This is a genomic window from Arthrobacter sp. 2RAF6, from assembly GCF_052115205.1.
GTDB lineage: Bacteria > Actinomycetota > Actinomycetes > Actinomycetales > Micrococcaceae > Arthrobacter.
Map to the genome: position 1 here is coordinate 201,059 of NZ_JBFRGF010000002.1, position 14,363 is coordinate 215,421.

Annotated in this window: 13 protein-coding genes and 1 riboswitch; of the genes, 11 read left to right on the plus strand and 2 right to left on the minus strand. The window is 63.9% G+C overall.

What is annotated here, in order from left to right; all coding sequences use genetic code 11:
- The first annotated feature begins 180 nt into the window (after positions 1-180).
- The 5 genes from AB4Z38_RS02430 (at position 181) to AB4Z38_RS02450 (ending at position 6,483) form a co-directional block, all read left to right on the plus strand.
- Entirely contained in the window at positions 181-3,984 is a 3,804-nt protein-coding gene (locus tag AB4Z38_RS02430) for a multifunctional oxoglutarate decarboxylase/oxoglutarate dehydrogenase thiamine pyrophosphate-binding subunit/dihydrolipoyllysine-residue succinyltransferase subunit (RefSeq protein WP_441428222.1), read from the plus strand.
- A gap of 135 nt (positions 3,985-4,119) precedes the next feature.
- Positions 4,120-4,719: a GDSL-type esterase/lipase family protein gene (locus tag AB4Z38_RS02435; RefSeq protein ID WP_364533440.1), complete on the plus strand. Its 600-nt coding sequence runs from the start codon at positions 4,120-4,122 to the stop codon at positions 4,717-4,719.
- A 120-nt stretch (positions 4,720-4,839) separates the two neighbouring features.
- Entirely contained in the window at positions 4,840-5,688 is an 849-nt protein-coding gene (locus AB4Z38_RS02440) for a DUF4097 family beta strand repeat-containing protein (protein ID WP_441428223.1), read from the plus strand.
- Positions 5,688-6,302: a PadR family transcriptional regulator gene (locus tag AB4Z38_RS02445; protein ID WP_441428224.1), complete on the plus strand. Its 615-nt coding sequence runs from the start codon at positions 5,688-5,690 to the stop codon at positions 6,300-6,302. Before AB4Z38_RS02440 ends, AB4Z38_RS02445 begins: the two co-directional genes overlap by 1 nt.
- Positions 6,303-6,408: 106 nt before the next feature.
- Positions 6,409-6,483, plus strand: coding sequence for a 50S ribosomal protein bL37 (locus AB4Z38_RS02450; RefSeq protein WP_369299106.1), 75 nt, complete (start codon positions 6,409-6,411; stop codon positions 6,481-6,483).
- A 79-nt stretch (positions 6,484-6,562) separates the two neighbouring features.
- Here the strand turns inward: AB4Z38_RS02450 and rsrA are convergent, their stop codons facing one another.
- Both rsrA and AB4Z38_RS02460 read right to left on the minus strand, forming a co-directional pair.
- Positions 6,563-6,820, minus strand: coding sequence for a mycothiol system anti-sigma-R factor (rsrA, locus tag AB4Z38_RS02455; RefSeq protein WP_028264789.1), 258 nt, complete (start codon positions 6,818-6,820; stop codon positions 6,563-6,565).
- Complete coding sequence (locus AB4Z38_RS02460) at positions 6,817-7,656, minus strand: sigma-70 family RNA polymerase sigma factor (RefSeq protein ID WP_441428225.1); 840 nt, start codon at positions 7,654-7,656, stop codon at positions 6,817-6,819. The genes rsrA and AB4Z38_RS02460 overlap by 4 nt, the downstream gene beginning before the upstream one ends.
- A 215-nt stretch (positions 7,657-7,871) precedes the next feature.
- Between AB4Z38_RS02460 and AB4Z38_RS02465 the strand changes: the two genes are divergently transcribed.
- The 6 genes from AB4Z38_RS02465 to AB4Z38_RS02490 all read left to right on the plus strand — a co-directional run bounded on the left by AB4Z38_RS02465 (position 7,872) and on the right by AB4Z38_RS02490 (position 14,340).
- Complete coding sequence (locus AB4Z38_RS02465; protein WP_441428226.1) at positions 7,872-8,387, plus strand: DoxX family protein; 516 nt, start codon at positions 7,872-7,874, stop codon at positions 8,385-8,387.
- Positions 8,388-8,393: 6 nt separating this feature from the next.
- Positions 8,394-9,788, plus strand: coding sequence for a 3-phosphoshikimate 1-carboxyvinyltransferase (aroA, locus tag AB4Z38_RS02470; protein ID WP_441428227.1), 1,395 nt, complete (start codon positions 8,394-8,396; stop codon positions 9,786-9,788).
- Between the two features lie 2 nt (positions 9,789-9,790).
- Entirely contained in the window at positions 9,791-10,906 is a 1,116-nt protein-coding gene (gene rsgA, locus AB4Z38_RS02475) for a ribosome small subunit-dependent GTPase A (RefSeq protein WP_441428228.1), read from the plus strand.
- A gap of 59 nt (positions 10,907-10,965) precedes the next feature.
- Positions 10,966-11,778, plus strand: coding sequence for a histidinol-phosphatase (gene hisN, locus AB4Z38_RS02480; RefSeq protein ID WP_265977183.1), 813 nt, complete (start codon positions 10,966-10,968; stop codon positions 11,776-11,778).
- Positions 11,779-11,938: 160 nt separating this feature from the next.
- A riboswitch (SAM riboswitch) is annotated at positions 11,939-12,051 on the plus strand.
- 35 nt (positions 12,052-12,086) lie between these two features.
- Entirely contained in the window at positions 12,087-13,511 is a 1,425-nt protein-coding gene (locus AB4Z38_RS02485; protein ID WP_441428229.1) for an aminotransferase class V-fold PLP-dependent enzyme, read from the plus strand.
- Positions 13,512-13,560: 49 nt separating this feature from the next.
- Positions 13,561-14,340 carry a class I SAM-dependent methyltransferase gene (locus AB4Z38_RS02490; protein WP_441428230.1) on the plus strand — a complete coding sequence of 260 codons (780 nt, stop codon included), beginning with the start codon at positions 13,561-13,563 and terminating at the stop codon, positions 14,338-14,340.
- Positions 14,341-14,363: the final 23 nt, after the last annotated feature.

Sequence of the window (14,363 nt, forward strand, 5' to 3'; positions counted from 1 at the left end):
AAGCCGAGGCATACAGCGATTGGCATGATTTAGGTCACCACTATTGGCAGATAGCCGCCGCTCGTCACTAGACTGGCTAGGGTCTGAGTTCGCGGGACCCAGACCCTGGCTCGCCTTTGCACCTCCTGCAGTTCCCCGGGCCAGCTGGAAATCAACACTCATGGAAGAGGCGTATTTCAAGTGCCAGAGCAGCCAAGCCACCGTCTACCCGAGGAATTTGGCGGAAACGAGTGGCTCGTTGACGAACTGTACGAGCGGTACCAACAGGACAAGAATTCGGTCGACGCCAAGTGGTGGCCGCTTTTCGAGTCCTTCGACACCGCTGACGGCACGTCTTCCAACGGAACATCCGCAGCCCCTGCAAACCCTCCCACCCGTGAAATTCCTGTCGTGGCACAGGCCGCAGCAACGGCAATGACGCCGGTCGCGCCCGTGGTTGCCCCGGCAGCTACCCCTGCCGCCCCCGCGTCTGCTCCTGCAACACCGGTCAAGAAGGCTCCGGCCACTGTCGCCAAGGACGGCGCGCAGAAGCCATCCGACGGCAGCCAGTCCCAGCCGATCCCGGCCCAGCTTCCCAAGAGCACCAAGGCTCCCACTCCCCCGGAAGAGGACGTCGTCTCCGTCCTCCGTGGTCCGGCCAAGGCCATTGCGTCCAACATGGTCTTGAGCCTCGAGGTTCCTACCGCCACGAGCGTCAGGGCCGTTCCCGCCAAACTCCTGATCGACAACCGCGTTGTCATCAATTCGAACCTTGCCCGCGCCCGTGGCGGAAAGGTCTCCTTCACCCACCTCATCGGCTACGCAGTGGTCCGCGCCCTGTCCCAGTTCCCGTCGATGAACGTGTACTACGACGAAGTAGACGGCAAGCCCGTTGCCGTGCAGCCCGCACACGTCAACTTCGGCATCGCCATTGACATGCCCAAGCCCGATGGCACGCGCCTCCTGATGGTTCCCAACATCAAGAAGGCGGAGACCATGAACTTCGCGGAGTTCTGGCACACCTACGAAGACCTCATCAAGCGCGCGCGCAACGGCAAGCTCACGGCGGACGATCACGCGGGCACCACCGTGTCCCTGACAAACCCGGGTGGCATCGGTACCGTGCACTCCGTGCCCCGGCTCTCCAAGGGACAGGCCGCCATCATCGGCGTCGGAGCCCTCGACTACCCGGCTGAGTGGCAAGGCGCCAGCGAGAAGATCATCGCCCAGAACGCCATCAGCAAGATCCTCACGCTGACGTCCACCTATGACCACCGCGTCATTCAAGGCGCCGGAAGCGGCGAGTTCCTCAAGCTCGTCCACCAACTCCTCCTCGGTGCGCAGAACTTCTACGACGAGATCTTCGAAGCGCTCCGCATTCCCTATGAGCCCGTCCGTTGGAGCCCCGACCTCCAGGTCGACCCCGCTGACGAGATCAACAAGGTTGCCCGCATCCAGCAGTTGATCCACTCCTACCGGGTCCGCGGCCACCTGATGGCAGACACGAACCCCCTCGAATACGTCCAGCGCAAGCACCCGGACCTCGACGTTCTGACGTACGGCCTCACCTTGTGGGACCTCGACCGCGAGTGGCCCACCGGCGGCTTCGGCGGCAAGCCGATGCTCAAGTTCCGCGACATCCTGGGCGTCCTCCGCGACGCTTACTGCCGCACCACGGGCATTGAGTACATGCACATCCAGGAGCCTGAAGAACGCAAGTGGTTCCAGGACCAGGTGGAGCACCCGTACTCCAAGCCGAGTCGCGAAGAGCAGCTGCGCATCGTTTCCAAGCTCAACGCAGCAGAGGCCTTCGAAACCTTCCTGCAGACCAAGTTCGTGGGCCAGAAGCGCTTCTCCCTCGAGGGCGGGGAGTCCCTGATCCCGCTGCTGGACACCATCATTTCCGACGCCGCCGACGACGGACTCGACGAAGTCGCGATCGGCATGGCCCACCGCGGCCGCCTCAACGTGCTCACCAACATCGCGGGCAAGACGTACGCCCAGGTGTTCCGCGAGTTCGAGGGCACCCAGGACCCCCGCTCCGTGCAGGGCTCGGGCGACGTCAAGTACCACCTCGGCACCGAAGGCACGTTCACTTCGGACAACGGCAATGAGACCAAGGTCTACCTCGCCGCGAACCCGTCCCACCTTGAAGCGGTTGACTCCGTGCTTGAAGGTATTGTCCGGGCCAAGCAGGACCGGCTGGACCAGGGTGAGGCATTCCCCGTGTTGCCGATCATGGTCCACGGCGACGCCGCCTTTGCCGGCCAGGGCGTTGTGGCGGAAACGCTCAACTTGTCCCAGCTGCGTGGTTACCGTACCGGTGGAACCATCCACATCATCGTGAACAACCAGGTCGGCTTCACCACCGCACCGTCGTCGTCGCGTTCCTCGACCTACTCCACCGACGTGGCCAAGATGATCCAGGCCCCGATCTTCCATGTGAACGGTGACGACCCCGAGGCCGTGGTGCGCATCGCGCAGTTGGCCTACGAGTTCCGCCAGCGCTTCCACAAGGACGTCATCGTGGACATGGTGTGCTACCGCCGCCGCGGACACAACGAGGGCGACGACCCCTCGATGACGCAGCCGCTCATGTACAACCTGATCGAAGCCAAGCGTTCCGTCCGCAAGCTCTACACGGAATCCCTCATCGGCCGCGGCGACATCACCGAGGACGAAGCCGAGCAGTTGCTGCGCGACTACCAGGAACGCCTCGAGCGCGTCTTCGCGGAGACCCACGCCGCACAGACTTCGCCTATCCCGATTATCACGGCGGACTCCGCCGCGGTTTCGGACATCGAGCGTCCCATCGCCCAGCAGGCGGACTTCGGCACCAACGCGCCCGCCACCACCGCGATTTCAGCCGAAATGCTGCAGAGGATCGGCCAGGCGCACCTCGACATTCCGGAAGGCTTCACGGTCCACTCCAAGCTCAAGCAGCTCCTCGAGAAGCGCGAGCAGATGTCCCGCGAAGGCGGCATCGACTGGGGCTTCGGCGAGATCGCGGCCTTTGGTTCGCTCGTCATGGAGGGCGTACCGGTTCGCCTCGCCGGCCAGGACTCCCGTCGCGGCACGTTCGTGCAGCGTCACGCCGTCTTCCACGACCGCGCGAACGGCAGCGAATGGATGCCGCTGGGCCACCTGAGCGACGAGCAGGCCAAGCTGTGGATCTACGACTCCTTGTTGTCCGAATACGCGGCCATGGGCTTCGAGTACGGCTACTCCGTGGAACGCCCGGACGCCTTGGTGTTGTGGGAAGCCCAGTTCGGTGACTTCGTCAACGGTGCACAGACCATCATCGACGAATTCATCTCCTCGGCCGAACAGAAGTGGGGCCAGCGTTCCTCCCTCGTGCTCATGCTGCCTCACGGCTACGAAGGCCAGGGACCGGACCACTCGTCCGCACGCATCGAGCGCTTCCTGCAGCTTTGTGCCGAAGACAACATGGTCGTGGCGAACCCCACCACGGCTGCCTCGCACTTCCACTTGCTGCGCCGGCAGGCCTACAGCCGTCCGCGCAAGCCGCTCATCGTCTTCACCCCGAAGCAGCTTTTGCGCCTCAAGGGCGCGGCTTCCGCGGTGGAGGACTTCACCACGGGCGGATTCAAGCCGGTCATCGGCGAACACGAGCCCCTTCAGGCACAGAGCGTTGACAGGGTGATCCTGGTTTCAGGCCGTCTCTACTACGATCTCCTGTCGAACCGCCAAAAGACCGGCGACACCTCGACAGCAATCATCCGCCTGGAGCAGCTGTACCCGCTGCCCCAGGCCCAGATCGAAGCGGAACTGGCCAAGTACCCGAACGCCGACATCGTCTGGGCGCAGGACGAACCCGCCAACCAGGGTCCGTGGCCGTTCATCGGCCTGAACCTGCCGCAGGCACTGGACCGGAAGGTCCAGCTCGTTTCGCGGCCGGCATCGGCCTCCACGGCAGCCGGTTCGATGAAGCGCCACAGCGCCGAGCAGGCCACGTTGCTCAAGCAGGCATTCGAACGCAAGTAAGACGGCGGCTGCCCGGCTGGAGGTTCAATACCCACTTCCAGCCGGGCAGTTCTGTTTAATGGGACAAGTGTCCGGTGATCCAGCCGCCCGGCCGGGCACAGTGCAAGGACCGCAACGTTTGGTGAAGAGGTAACTGTGGAAGACAGGAAGCTGCGCATCGCAGCTGTTGGTGATGAACTACTCGCCGGGCTCGGTGACCCCAGGGCCTTGGGCTGGCTCGGAAGGGTTCTTGCTCGGACTCCCCAGGACTCCGTTCTTGTGGAGAGCTATTCTCTTCCCTGCCCCATGGAGGGCACAGAAGGCCTTGCGGCGCGCTGGCTCGACGAAGCCGGGAGACGCTTCAGCAACGTCCACGAAAACCGCTTGGTGATTGGCCTGTCCGGCCGCGACATCGAATTCGGTGTCTCCACGGCACGTAGCCGCCTCAATCTGGCCAATATCCTGGACGGGGCGTCGCAAAGCAACATCGAAGTGTTTGTCGTCGGACCGCCACCCACGCTTGACCCGGCCAAGAACCGCCGGATCGCGGAACTCAACGCCGCATTTGCGGACGTCACCACCCGCCGCAACCACCAGTACGTCGACACGTTCTCCCCGTTACTCAACCACGAACAATGGCGCACGGACCTCTCCGCAAATGGCGGCACTCCGGGCCAGGCGGGTTACGGGCTCATGGCCTGGCTCGTGTTGCACCGCGGCTGGTTCCAGTGGCTGAGGATCGCCCAGCCGGAATAGCCGGGGCAGGAGACGCCGCCGTCTCGCATGTGGAACCCATTGCCAACGTCAATATCGCGATATATCGTGAATACATGAACGCGATATATCGCAATGATGTAACGCAGCAATGGAGGGGTCATGTCAGAAGAAAACTGGACCATTACCGGTCCGCAGACCATCGACGTCGACGGCGTCCGCTCACTCAAGCTGGGGATCGTCAAGGGACGCTTCGACGTTGTCACGCACGACGAAGCAATCACCAGGATCGAAGTCTCGGAAATCGGCGGCGATCCGCTGAGCGTCAGCCTCGTTGATGGCCGGCTCGAAGTCCGCCACCAGTTGCACGGCCCCCAGGGCTGGTTCCGCAACCTCATGGGGACCGTCAACAACACCAGCACCAACACGATCGTCATCAGCATTGCACTGCCTGCCGGCGTCGACGTCGAAGCAGGAACCGTGGGCGGTGACGGCATGGTGTCGGGCGTCACCGGTCATATCCGCCTCAACACGGTGTCCGGGTCAGTCCTCGCGGACGGCACGCGGGGCGAGCTTCACGTCAACACCGTCAGCGGCGAAGTCATCGCCCGCAACCACGACGGCGTCATGACCGCCAAGAGCGTCTCGGGCGAAGTCACGGCTTCGGGCCGCTTCAAGAACATCCGGGCCAATACGGTCAGCGGCGACCTCAGCTTCGACCTGCACGGCTACACCCAGGATTTCGGAGCCAATTCCGTTTCAGGCGACCTCACCATCCGCCTGCCGCACGACGTAGGCGTGGACATCGTGGCCAAGACGGCCAGCGGCACCGTGATGATCGATGACCAGCTCTACGCCCAGTCGGGAGGCAGGGTCCAGACCATCGTTGGCCCCGACGAGCGGCTTATGGTGGCGCGTACCAATTCCGTGTCCGGAAAGACCTCCATCATCCATGGCAGTGCGCCAACACCCGGAACAACGCACTCAGTCCCCGGAGAAGAGGAAGTCTAATGCCGCCCGTCTTTGCCCACGGCGCCCTCAGGCTCTATCTGCTGGCACTCCTGGAATCCGGTCCCAAGCACGGCTACGAGCTTATCAAGGACCTCGGCGAGCGCTTCGGGGGGACCTACTCCCCCAGTGCCGGAACCATCTACCCGCGCCTTGGCAAACTCGAGGAAGAAGGACTGGTAGCCACCACCAACGACGGGCGCCGCACCAACTACTCCATCACGGCGGCCGGACTGGCGGAGCTCAACAGCCGGCGGCAGGAACTGGCCGACGTCGAGGACAACATCTCCGCCTCCGTGCGGCGGTTGGCCGACAATCTCCGCGACGACATCCGCAGCAACATGCGCGGCCTGCGCGCAGACCTGGCCGCAACAGCCGAAGCCGCACGAGCCAATGCGAAGTCCGCGGAATTCCAGTCGTGGGCTGGAAGCTACTCGCCGGAGGGACACCGCATCCTGAAGGAGGCTGAGATGATGGTCCAATCCTTCCGCGATGACATCCGTGTGGAATTGCGACAGCACGCCGGCTCCAAGGCTCTGACTCCAATCGCCCTTGAAACCGTGCGCACCGTCCTGGACCAGGCCAGGATCTCCATCCTGAATTCCCTGCGGGGCTGAGTCCGAGTCCCCGCGGGGCTGGCCGGCACGGTTCGCGGGGCGGCCCCGTGATGTGGGAGACTGGAGGGCAGCTTTATTGAGTATCAAGAATCTAAGGAGGCCAGCTATGAGCAAGCGTGCACGTAAGCGTCGTGACCGTAAGCGCGGCGGCGCAAACCACGGCAAGCGTCCCAACACCTAAGCCAGCGGCTTAGCGTAAGACTTAATGCGGAGGGCCCCGGAAACCATCAGGTTTCCGGGGCCCTTGCCGTTCCAGGCGCTTAGACGTCCACGGACTTCATAGCGTGGATCCTGTCCAGGATCGAGTTCTTGAGATTCTCAGGAGCCGCTTCCGTACAGGAGCGTTTGACCACGGTGCGAATGACGCACTCAAGGTCGTATTGCTCGGTGCACTCCGGGCAGTCTTCCAGATGCACTTTGATCTCTGCGATGTCTTCGCGGGTCAACGCACCATCGAGGTACTCGTAGATACGCTGCATCCGAGCATCGTCGCAGTCACCCAATCCTTGGCAGCTCATTTCCTTTTCTCCTGTTTTTTGCTTGTGGCCGCGCCCACGGCCAAGACCTTTTCTTCCGCGCCGGCGCTGATTCCCCGTTCTGCGGCATAGTCCGCCAGCAGATCGCGCAACATTTTCCTGCCGCGATGAAGCCGGGACATGACCGTCCCGATCGGGGTATTCATAATGTCTGATATTTCCTTGTATGCGAAGCCTTCGACGTCAGCGAAGTACACCGCGAGCCGGAATTCCTCCGGAATGGACTGCAGGGCGCTCTTCACGTCCGAGTCCGGCAAATGATCCAGTGCTTCCGCCTCCGCAGAGCGCAGCCCCGCGGACGTATGGGATTCCGCCCGCGCCAGCTGCCAGTCTTCGATGCTGTCCGAGTTCGACTGCAACGGTTCGCGCTGCCGCTTCCGGTAGAGGTTGATGTATGTGTTGGTCAGGATGCGGTACAGCCACGCCTTGAGGTTGGTACCCGGCTTGTACTGATGGAAGGCGGAGAAGGCCTTGGTGTAGGCCTCCTGGACCAAGTCCTCGGCGTCGGACGGATTCCTGGCCATGCGCATGGCAGCCGAATAGAGCTGGTCGACATACTGCATGGCGTCGCGTTCGAAGCGCGCCCTCCGTTGTTCGGGGGTCTCGGTTGCGAAGTCCACTGCAATTTCGACGTCGGCCCCAACAGGTGCGTCGCCGTCGGACGTTGCGTCCGTGACTTCCGTCGCTGCTTTGTACATGGCCGCTGCGGCCGGATCCATGGTGCTCATTGCATCCAAGTCTACTGTCACCCTCCGGGAGTCCCTTGGCAGCTCCTGCCCAAGCGCCAAGTGTCCCTCGCGGTCCTTAACCAAGGCCAAAAAACCATCTCCACTCAAACGACATGACCGCGCGGCACAACACACACGCCACAATCCAAGGTCCAGCCCACACCGCACCTTCTTCTGACAACGGCAAGCTCCGGGCAAATATTCCGCAAAGATGCAAGACTAGATCCGACTGCACCCCGTGAACACCGCACCACTTGAACGCAGCACCACCTGAACACCGTGGCAAGCCATCCAGGAGGCAAAACATGTCCCTCGTCCGTTTTCTCGCCAGGCCAATGTTGGCTTCCAGTTTTGTCGTCGCAGGGCTGGACAAGCTCAAGAACGCGGATGACACTGCCAAACAGCTCTCTCCGCTGCTCCGCCGCGCTTCCGAATCACTGCCTTTCCCGTCGGACGAGAAGATGCTGGCGCGGGTCATCGGCGGCGCGCAAGTGGGCGCCGGCGCCTTGCTGGCCCTCGGCAAATGCTCCCGGTTCTCGGCAAGCCTGCTTGCCGGCATCTCGGTCCTGAATACCTTTGTTGAGTGGCGTTCTGCCGACATCAGCACCAAGGAAGGCCGGCTCGCCCGCCGCGCCCAGTTGCTCAAGAACATTTCGCTGACGGGTGGCGTCTTCCTTGCCGCCGTCGACACCGCGGGCAAACCGAGCCTGGCATGGCGTGCCGAACACCTCGCCATGGACGCAAAGAAAGCCACGGGCAAGCAGTTCAAAAAAACAGACCGGGCCGTCCGCAAGGCCGTAGACAACGCAGTTGGAGCATAAGGAAGCATGCCAGGAACCCCCGCCACGCAGACAGACGATTCAGGGAGCACCACAGCCTCTGCACTCCCCCTGTGGCCGGCACCCTTCGCCAGCCGCCCTGTGGATGCCACGGTTACGGTTCCTGGTTCGAAGTCCCTGACCAACCGGTATCTGGTCCTGGCGGCATTGGCCAACGGTCCAAGCAGGCTGCGGGCACCCTTGCATTCGCGGGATTCCGCCCTGATGGTCGAGGCCCTGCGCCAGCTTGGCGCCACCATTACCGAGGTTCCCGGCGATGGACACTACGGCCCGGATCTTGAAGTCACCCCCATCGACCCGGCGGCTGCCGCATCTGAGACCGCCATCGACTGCGGCTTGGCCGGCACGGTCATGCGCTTTGTGCCGCCGCTCGCGGCCCTCCGCAACTGTGCGTCGGTGTTCGACGGCGATCCCCACGCACGCCAACGTCCGATGGGCACCATCATTGAAGCCCTCCGGACACTCGGAGTGGAAGTCAGCGCCGTGGACGGGAACACTGCGAGCTCCCTGCCGTTCAAGGTTTCCGGAACGGGCTCTGTCCGCGGTGGCCATTTGGTGATCGATGCGAGCGCTTCGTCGCAGTTTGTCTCCGCCTTGCTGCTGGTCGGTGCACGCTTCGATGAGGGCCTTCACCTGGAGCATGTCGGCAAGCCCGTGCCGAGCCTGGACCACATCAACATGACCGTCTCGGTCCTGCGCGGCGTCGGAGTGCAGGTGGATGACTCCGTGCCGAACCATTGGCGCGTTGCCCCGGGCACTATCCAGGCCTTTGACGAGAGGATAGAGCAGGATCTCTCCAACGCTGGTCCCTTCCTTGCCGCGGCGCTGGCCACGAAGGGAACTATCCGGATCCCGAACTGGCCGGTCAACACCACGCAAGTCGGGGACCTCTGGCGGGACATCCTCGCCACCATGGGTGCCACTGTCACCCTGGACAACGGCACGCTGACAGTCACCGGCGGACCGGAGATCCTGGGCGCGGACTTCGACGAAACCAGCGAACTCGCCCCTACGGTGGCGGCATTGTGCGCCCTGGCTTCCAGTCCTTCCCGGCTCAGCGGCATCGCGCATTTGCGGGGACACGAAACGGACAGGCTGGCCGCGCTCGTCGCAGAAATCAACGGGCTCGGCGGCGACGCCAAGGAAACCAGCGACGGCTTGGTGATCCGGCCCGCGGCGCTGCATGCCGGCGTCGTGCACAGCTACGCCGACCACCGCATGGCTACCGCAGGCGCCATCCTGGGGCTTGCCGTCGAGGGTGTCGAGGTTGAAGACATCGCGACGACTTCCAAGACCATGCCCGAATTTCCGCAAATCTGGGCATCCATGCTCAGTGCGGGCCAAGCGGCCACGGACACCGGTTCAACGGAGACAAGCAACTGACGATGGCTCGCGATGCAAGCTCCTGGGATGAGTCCGATGTCCGGATCCGCCCCAACAAGAAGGGCACACGCCCCCGCACGAAGGACCGCCCCAGCCACGACGACGCCGTGATCGGGCGCATCATTACAGTCGACCGCGGCCGCTACACCGCGATAGTGGGCGAAAGCTCGGACAACGAGCGCATCGTCATCGCGGCCCGCGCCCGGGAACTGAGGCGCTCCCCCGTGGTTCCGGGAGACTTCGTCGCCCTCGTCGGCGATGTGTCGGGAGCCCCGGACACCCTCGCCCGCCTCGTGCGCGTCGAGGAGCGCAAGACCCTCCTGCGGCGAAGTGCCGATGACACGGATCCGATCGAACGGGCCGTCGTCGCCAACGCCGACCAGCTCGTGGTGGTGGTCGCGGCCGCCAACCCGGAGCCGCGCACCGGATTCATCGACCGCGCCTTGGTGGCAGCGTACGACGCCGGAATCGAGCCGCTGCTGCTCGTCACCAAGGCCGATGTCAAGGATCCGACGGAATTGCTCGCCAACTATGTGAGCCTTGGTTTCCCCATCATCATCAGCCGGACGGCGGACGCAGGCGCCTCCGGCATCGACGCACGTTCCGACGACGGCTTGTCGGCCCGCCTCGATGGCGACGCCGTCGGCCAATTGCGGGACTACCTCGACGGCAAGGTCACCGTGCTCCTGGGCCATTCCGGCGTCGGGAAGTCCACCATGGTGAATGCCCTCACCGGCGCCGAACGCGCCACGGGCGGGGTCAACGCTGTGACGGGGCGCGGACGCCATACCTCGTCCTCTGCCCTTGCCCTGAAACTCAGCGACGCCCCCGGCGGCAGCTGGATCATCGATACGCCCGGCATCCGTTCCTTCGGCCTCGCCCACGTGAACCCGGACCGCATCCTGCATGCCTTCCCGGATCTGGAACCCGGAACGGAAATGTGCGAGCGAGGCTGCAAGCACGATGCATCCGCAGTTCGATGCGGACTGGATTCCTGGGTCGCCGACGGCCACGCTGGCGACGCAGGCCCCGCCCGCTTGGCGTCGTTGCGCCGGCTCCTCGGCGCGGACCCGCGCATGGAAGCCCAAGAGGCAAAGGAACTGGGCACGGTCAATTAACAGCCCGGTTGCCGTCCTACCTCCCCGGCTCACCCGCGAATAGACGGTAGTTTGGAACCATGACCCAACCCGATTCGAGCTACAACGACGACCTGCGGCTGGCACACGTCCTGGCCGACTCCGTCGATTCCCTGACAATGGAGCGGTTCAAGGCACTGGACCTCCAGGTTGAGACCAAACCCGACCTGAGCCCCGTCACCGATGCCGACAAAGCCGCCGAGGAAGCAATCCGCGGGCAGCTCTCCCGTTCCCGCCCCCGCGACGCAGTCCTTGGCGAAGAATTCGGCAGCACGGGCCACGGCTCGAGGCGTTGGATCATCGATCCCATCGACGGGACCAAGAACTTCGTGCGTGGCGTACCCGTCTGGGCTACGCTGATCGCCCTCGTGGACGAGGGCGAGGTAGTAGTCGGGCTCGTGAGCGCTCCGGCACTCGGCAAGCGTTGGTGGGCGGCCAAGGGCTCGGGCGCTTACATGGGCCGATCGCTGGCCGCAGCCACCCGGCTGAAGGTTTCCAACGTGTCGCGGCTTGAAGATGCGTCGCTTTCCTACTCCGAGCTGTCCGAGTGGAAGCAGCATGGTTCGCTGGACAACTTCCTGGGCCTTGAGAACGATGTCTGGCGCAGCCGCGCGTACGGTGATTTCTGGTCCTACTGCCTGGTGGCCGAGGGCGCCGTGGATATCGCCGCCGAGCCGGAACTCCAGGTCTACGACATGGCGGCCTTGGTGCCGATCGTGACCGAGGCCGGGGGACGCTTCACGTCCTTGGACGGCGCGGATGGTCCCTTCGGCGGAAACGCCGTCGCCACCAACTCGATCCTGCACTCCGAGGTCCTCAAGAGGCTCAACCCCGAGCTCGACGACCTCCTTTAATCCATCGTCTTCACTGAATAAACGACGGCGGACGCCCCCTTTTGGGAGCGTCCGCTGCTTTTTCTTCGGCGGAAGGCACATTTTTCCGGCCGTGTAACAATCCGCTTAACAATCCGGGTCACATTGGAACCAGCCTTGCCGGTGTCCTACGCTCTTTACAGGTCACGAGTGCCAGCGCGAAACCCCGGTTTGCTGGCCGGCAACCCTCCATCGCGGCGGGGTGCCCCGGGTGACGACCCGGCCGGTCCGGAACGGATGCGGCAAGCGCGGACCCCCTGCACGCAGGGGTCCCTCTTGAGTGAGGTCCCATGAGCACAGCCATATTTACTTCCCCGGCTCTTTCGGTGAACAACGAATCTGCACAGCAGCGCGCTGAATCCCCGCCTCGGGCATCACGCCCACTGGCCGCTGTCACGGGCGCGGAGTTGCAAGCACCCCTGATCCAGGGCGGCCACATACGCTACGCCAACCTTGACTACGGCGCGTCCGCACCCGCCCTTACCGTGGTTTCCGCGTACCTCAACGAGATCCTGCCGTACTACGCGAGCGTCCACCGCGGCGCAGGCTATGCCTCCCAGATCAGCACCTCGGTCTACGAAAACGCCCGCAACATCGTCCGTGACTTTGTTGGCGGGCGGCCGGACGATTCCGTCATTTTCACCCGCAACACCACCGATTCCCTCAATCTTCTGGCCGGCTGCTTGCCGGTTGAGGACGGCAGGCATACTGGCGAGGTCCTTTACCTGGACATCGAGCACCACGCCAATCTGCTCCCCTGGCAAGGCGTCCCCCACCGCAGCATTGTTGCCGCGGGAACGTTGTCCGAGACGGTGGCCAACGTCCGCACGGCACTCTCCCATGGTGGCATCAGCCTCCTGGCAGTCACCGGCGCGTCGAACGTGACCGGCGAGATCCTGCCCATCAAGGACCTCGCTGCGTTGGCCCACGAATTCGGTGCGCGGATTGTGGTGGACGCTGCCCAGCTCGCTCCACACCGCCGCATCGACATCGCCGCCGCGGATGTTGACTACTTGGTTTTCTCGGGGCACAAGCTTTATGCGCCGTTCGGCGCGGGTGTCCTGGTGGGCCGCCCCGACTGGCTCGACGCCGGAACACCGCACCTCGCCGGAGGCGGCGCCGTCCGCGAGGCTCGCCTCGATTCCGTCAGCTGGGCCACGGGCCCGGCCAGGCACGAAGGCGGCTCGCCGAACGTACTCGGCGCTGCCACCCTCGCCCGGGCCACGCAGGTCATCGCCAGCCTCGACCACGATGAATGGCACGCCCACGAGGCCGCGATCCGCTCGCATCTGGTCGAGGGCCTCAAGGAAATCGACGGCGTAACCGTGCACCAGATCTTCAGCGACACCGATCCCCAGGACACCATCGGCGTCGTGAACTTCTCGCTCCAGGGCTACGATGCCGGACTCGTCGCGGCCTACCTTGCGGCCGAGCACGGCATTGGCCTGCGCGACGGACGCTTTTGCGCCCACCCGCTGCTCAAGCGCCTCGGCCTTCCCTCCGGATCCCTCCGCGCCAGTTTCGGCGTGGGCTCGCGCTTGGAAGACGCCACCCGGCTCATCGCGGGCATCCAGGCGCTCAAGAGCAATGGCCTTGGCTGGGACTATGTGGTGGATGCCGGCCGGTGGGTACCGGCGAACGACCACCGAACTTACCCGGAGTGGGCTCCCAACACTCCCGGGACCGCGGGTGCCGCTCCCTGCAGCATCGACTGATTGCGGTAGATTCGTAGGGTATTTTCCTGCCCTACGAAGGAGTTCCTGCGTGGCCCCGCGACCCCCCAAAGGCACGTCAGCCGGCCCGAAACTCTATGAGGAGCGGCGCCTTGAACTCGGCCGGAGTTTCCAGGACGGCGGAGAACACTATGACCGCGTCCGGCCCGGCTACCCTGCGGATTCGGCTGACTGGCTGCTGCCTGAAGGCGCACGGGACGCGGCAGACATCGGCGCCGGCACCGGAAAGTTCACCTCGCTCCTCGTCGAGCGAGGGCTCACGGTGTCCGCAGTGGACCCTTCCACGGACATGCTCACCCAGCTGCGCAAAACATACCCACAAGTGACCGCATTGGAGGGCACGGCCGAGGCAACTGGGCTGGCGGACTCAGCATTCGACGTCGTCAGCGTTGCCCAAGCCTGGCACTGGTGCGATCCCCTCGCCGCCAGCATCGAGATCGCCCGGATCCTTAGACCCCAGGGCGTCATCGGCTTGATCTGGAACCAATTGGACACTTCAGTGCCCTGGGTCCATCGCCTGTCCCGCATCATGCATGCCGGCGATGTCCACAAACCGGACTTCCGGCCTGTGGTGGGCCCGGAGTTCGCCGGTCTCGAAAGTCACCTGACGCGCTGGGCGGATCCCGTGACTCCGGCCGACATCCTCGAACTCGTGAAGTCGCGCAGCTACTATCTGAGGGCGAATGACGCCGTCCGGGCCAAGGTCATGGGCAATCTTCAGTGGTACCTCTTCGAACATCTGGGGCATATCGAGGGCGAGATCATCCCGTTGCCCTATCTCACGCAGAGCTGGCGGGCGCGGAAAGTCTGATTCGACCGGTTCACGATAGGCTT

Bases quoted from the DNA above. Each gene is read 5' to 3' on its own strand.
- AB4Z38_RS02440 (WP_441428223.1), top strand. From the start codon at position 4,840: ATGTCAGAAGAAAACTGGACCATTACCGGTCCGCAGACCATCGACGTC.
- AB4Z38_RS02445 (WP_441428224.1), top strand. From the start codon at position 5,688: ATGCCGCCCGTCTTTGCCCACGGCGCCCTCAGGCTCTATCTGCTGGCA.
- rsrA (WP_028264789.1), bottom strand. From the start codon at position 6,820: ATGAGCTGCCAAGGATTGGGTGACTGCGACGATGCTCGGATGCAGCGT.
- AB4Z38_RS02465 (WP_441428226.1), top strand. From the start codon at position 7,872: ATGTCCCTCGTCCGTTTTCTCGCCAGGCCAATGTTGGCTTCCAGTTTT.
- aroA (WP_441428227.1), top strand. From the start codon at position 8,394: ATGCCAGGAACCCCCGCCACGCAGACAGACGATTCAGGGAGCACCACA.
- rsgA (WP_441428228.1), top strand. From the start codon at position 9,791: ATGGCTCGCGATGCAAGCTCCTGGGATGAGTCCGATGTCCGGATCCGC.
- hisN (WP_265977183.1), top strand. From the start codon at position 10,966: ATGACCCAACCCGATTCGAGCTACAACGACGACCTGCGGCTGGCACAC.
- AB4Z38_RS02485 (WP_441428229.1), top strand. From the start codon at position 12,087: ATGAGCACAGCCATATTTACTTCCCCGGCTCTTTCGGTGAACAACGAA.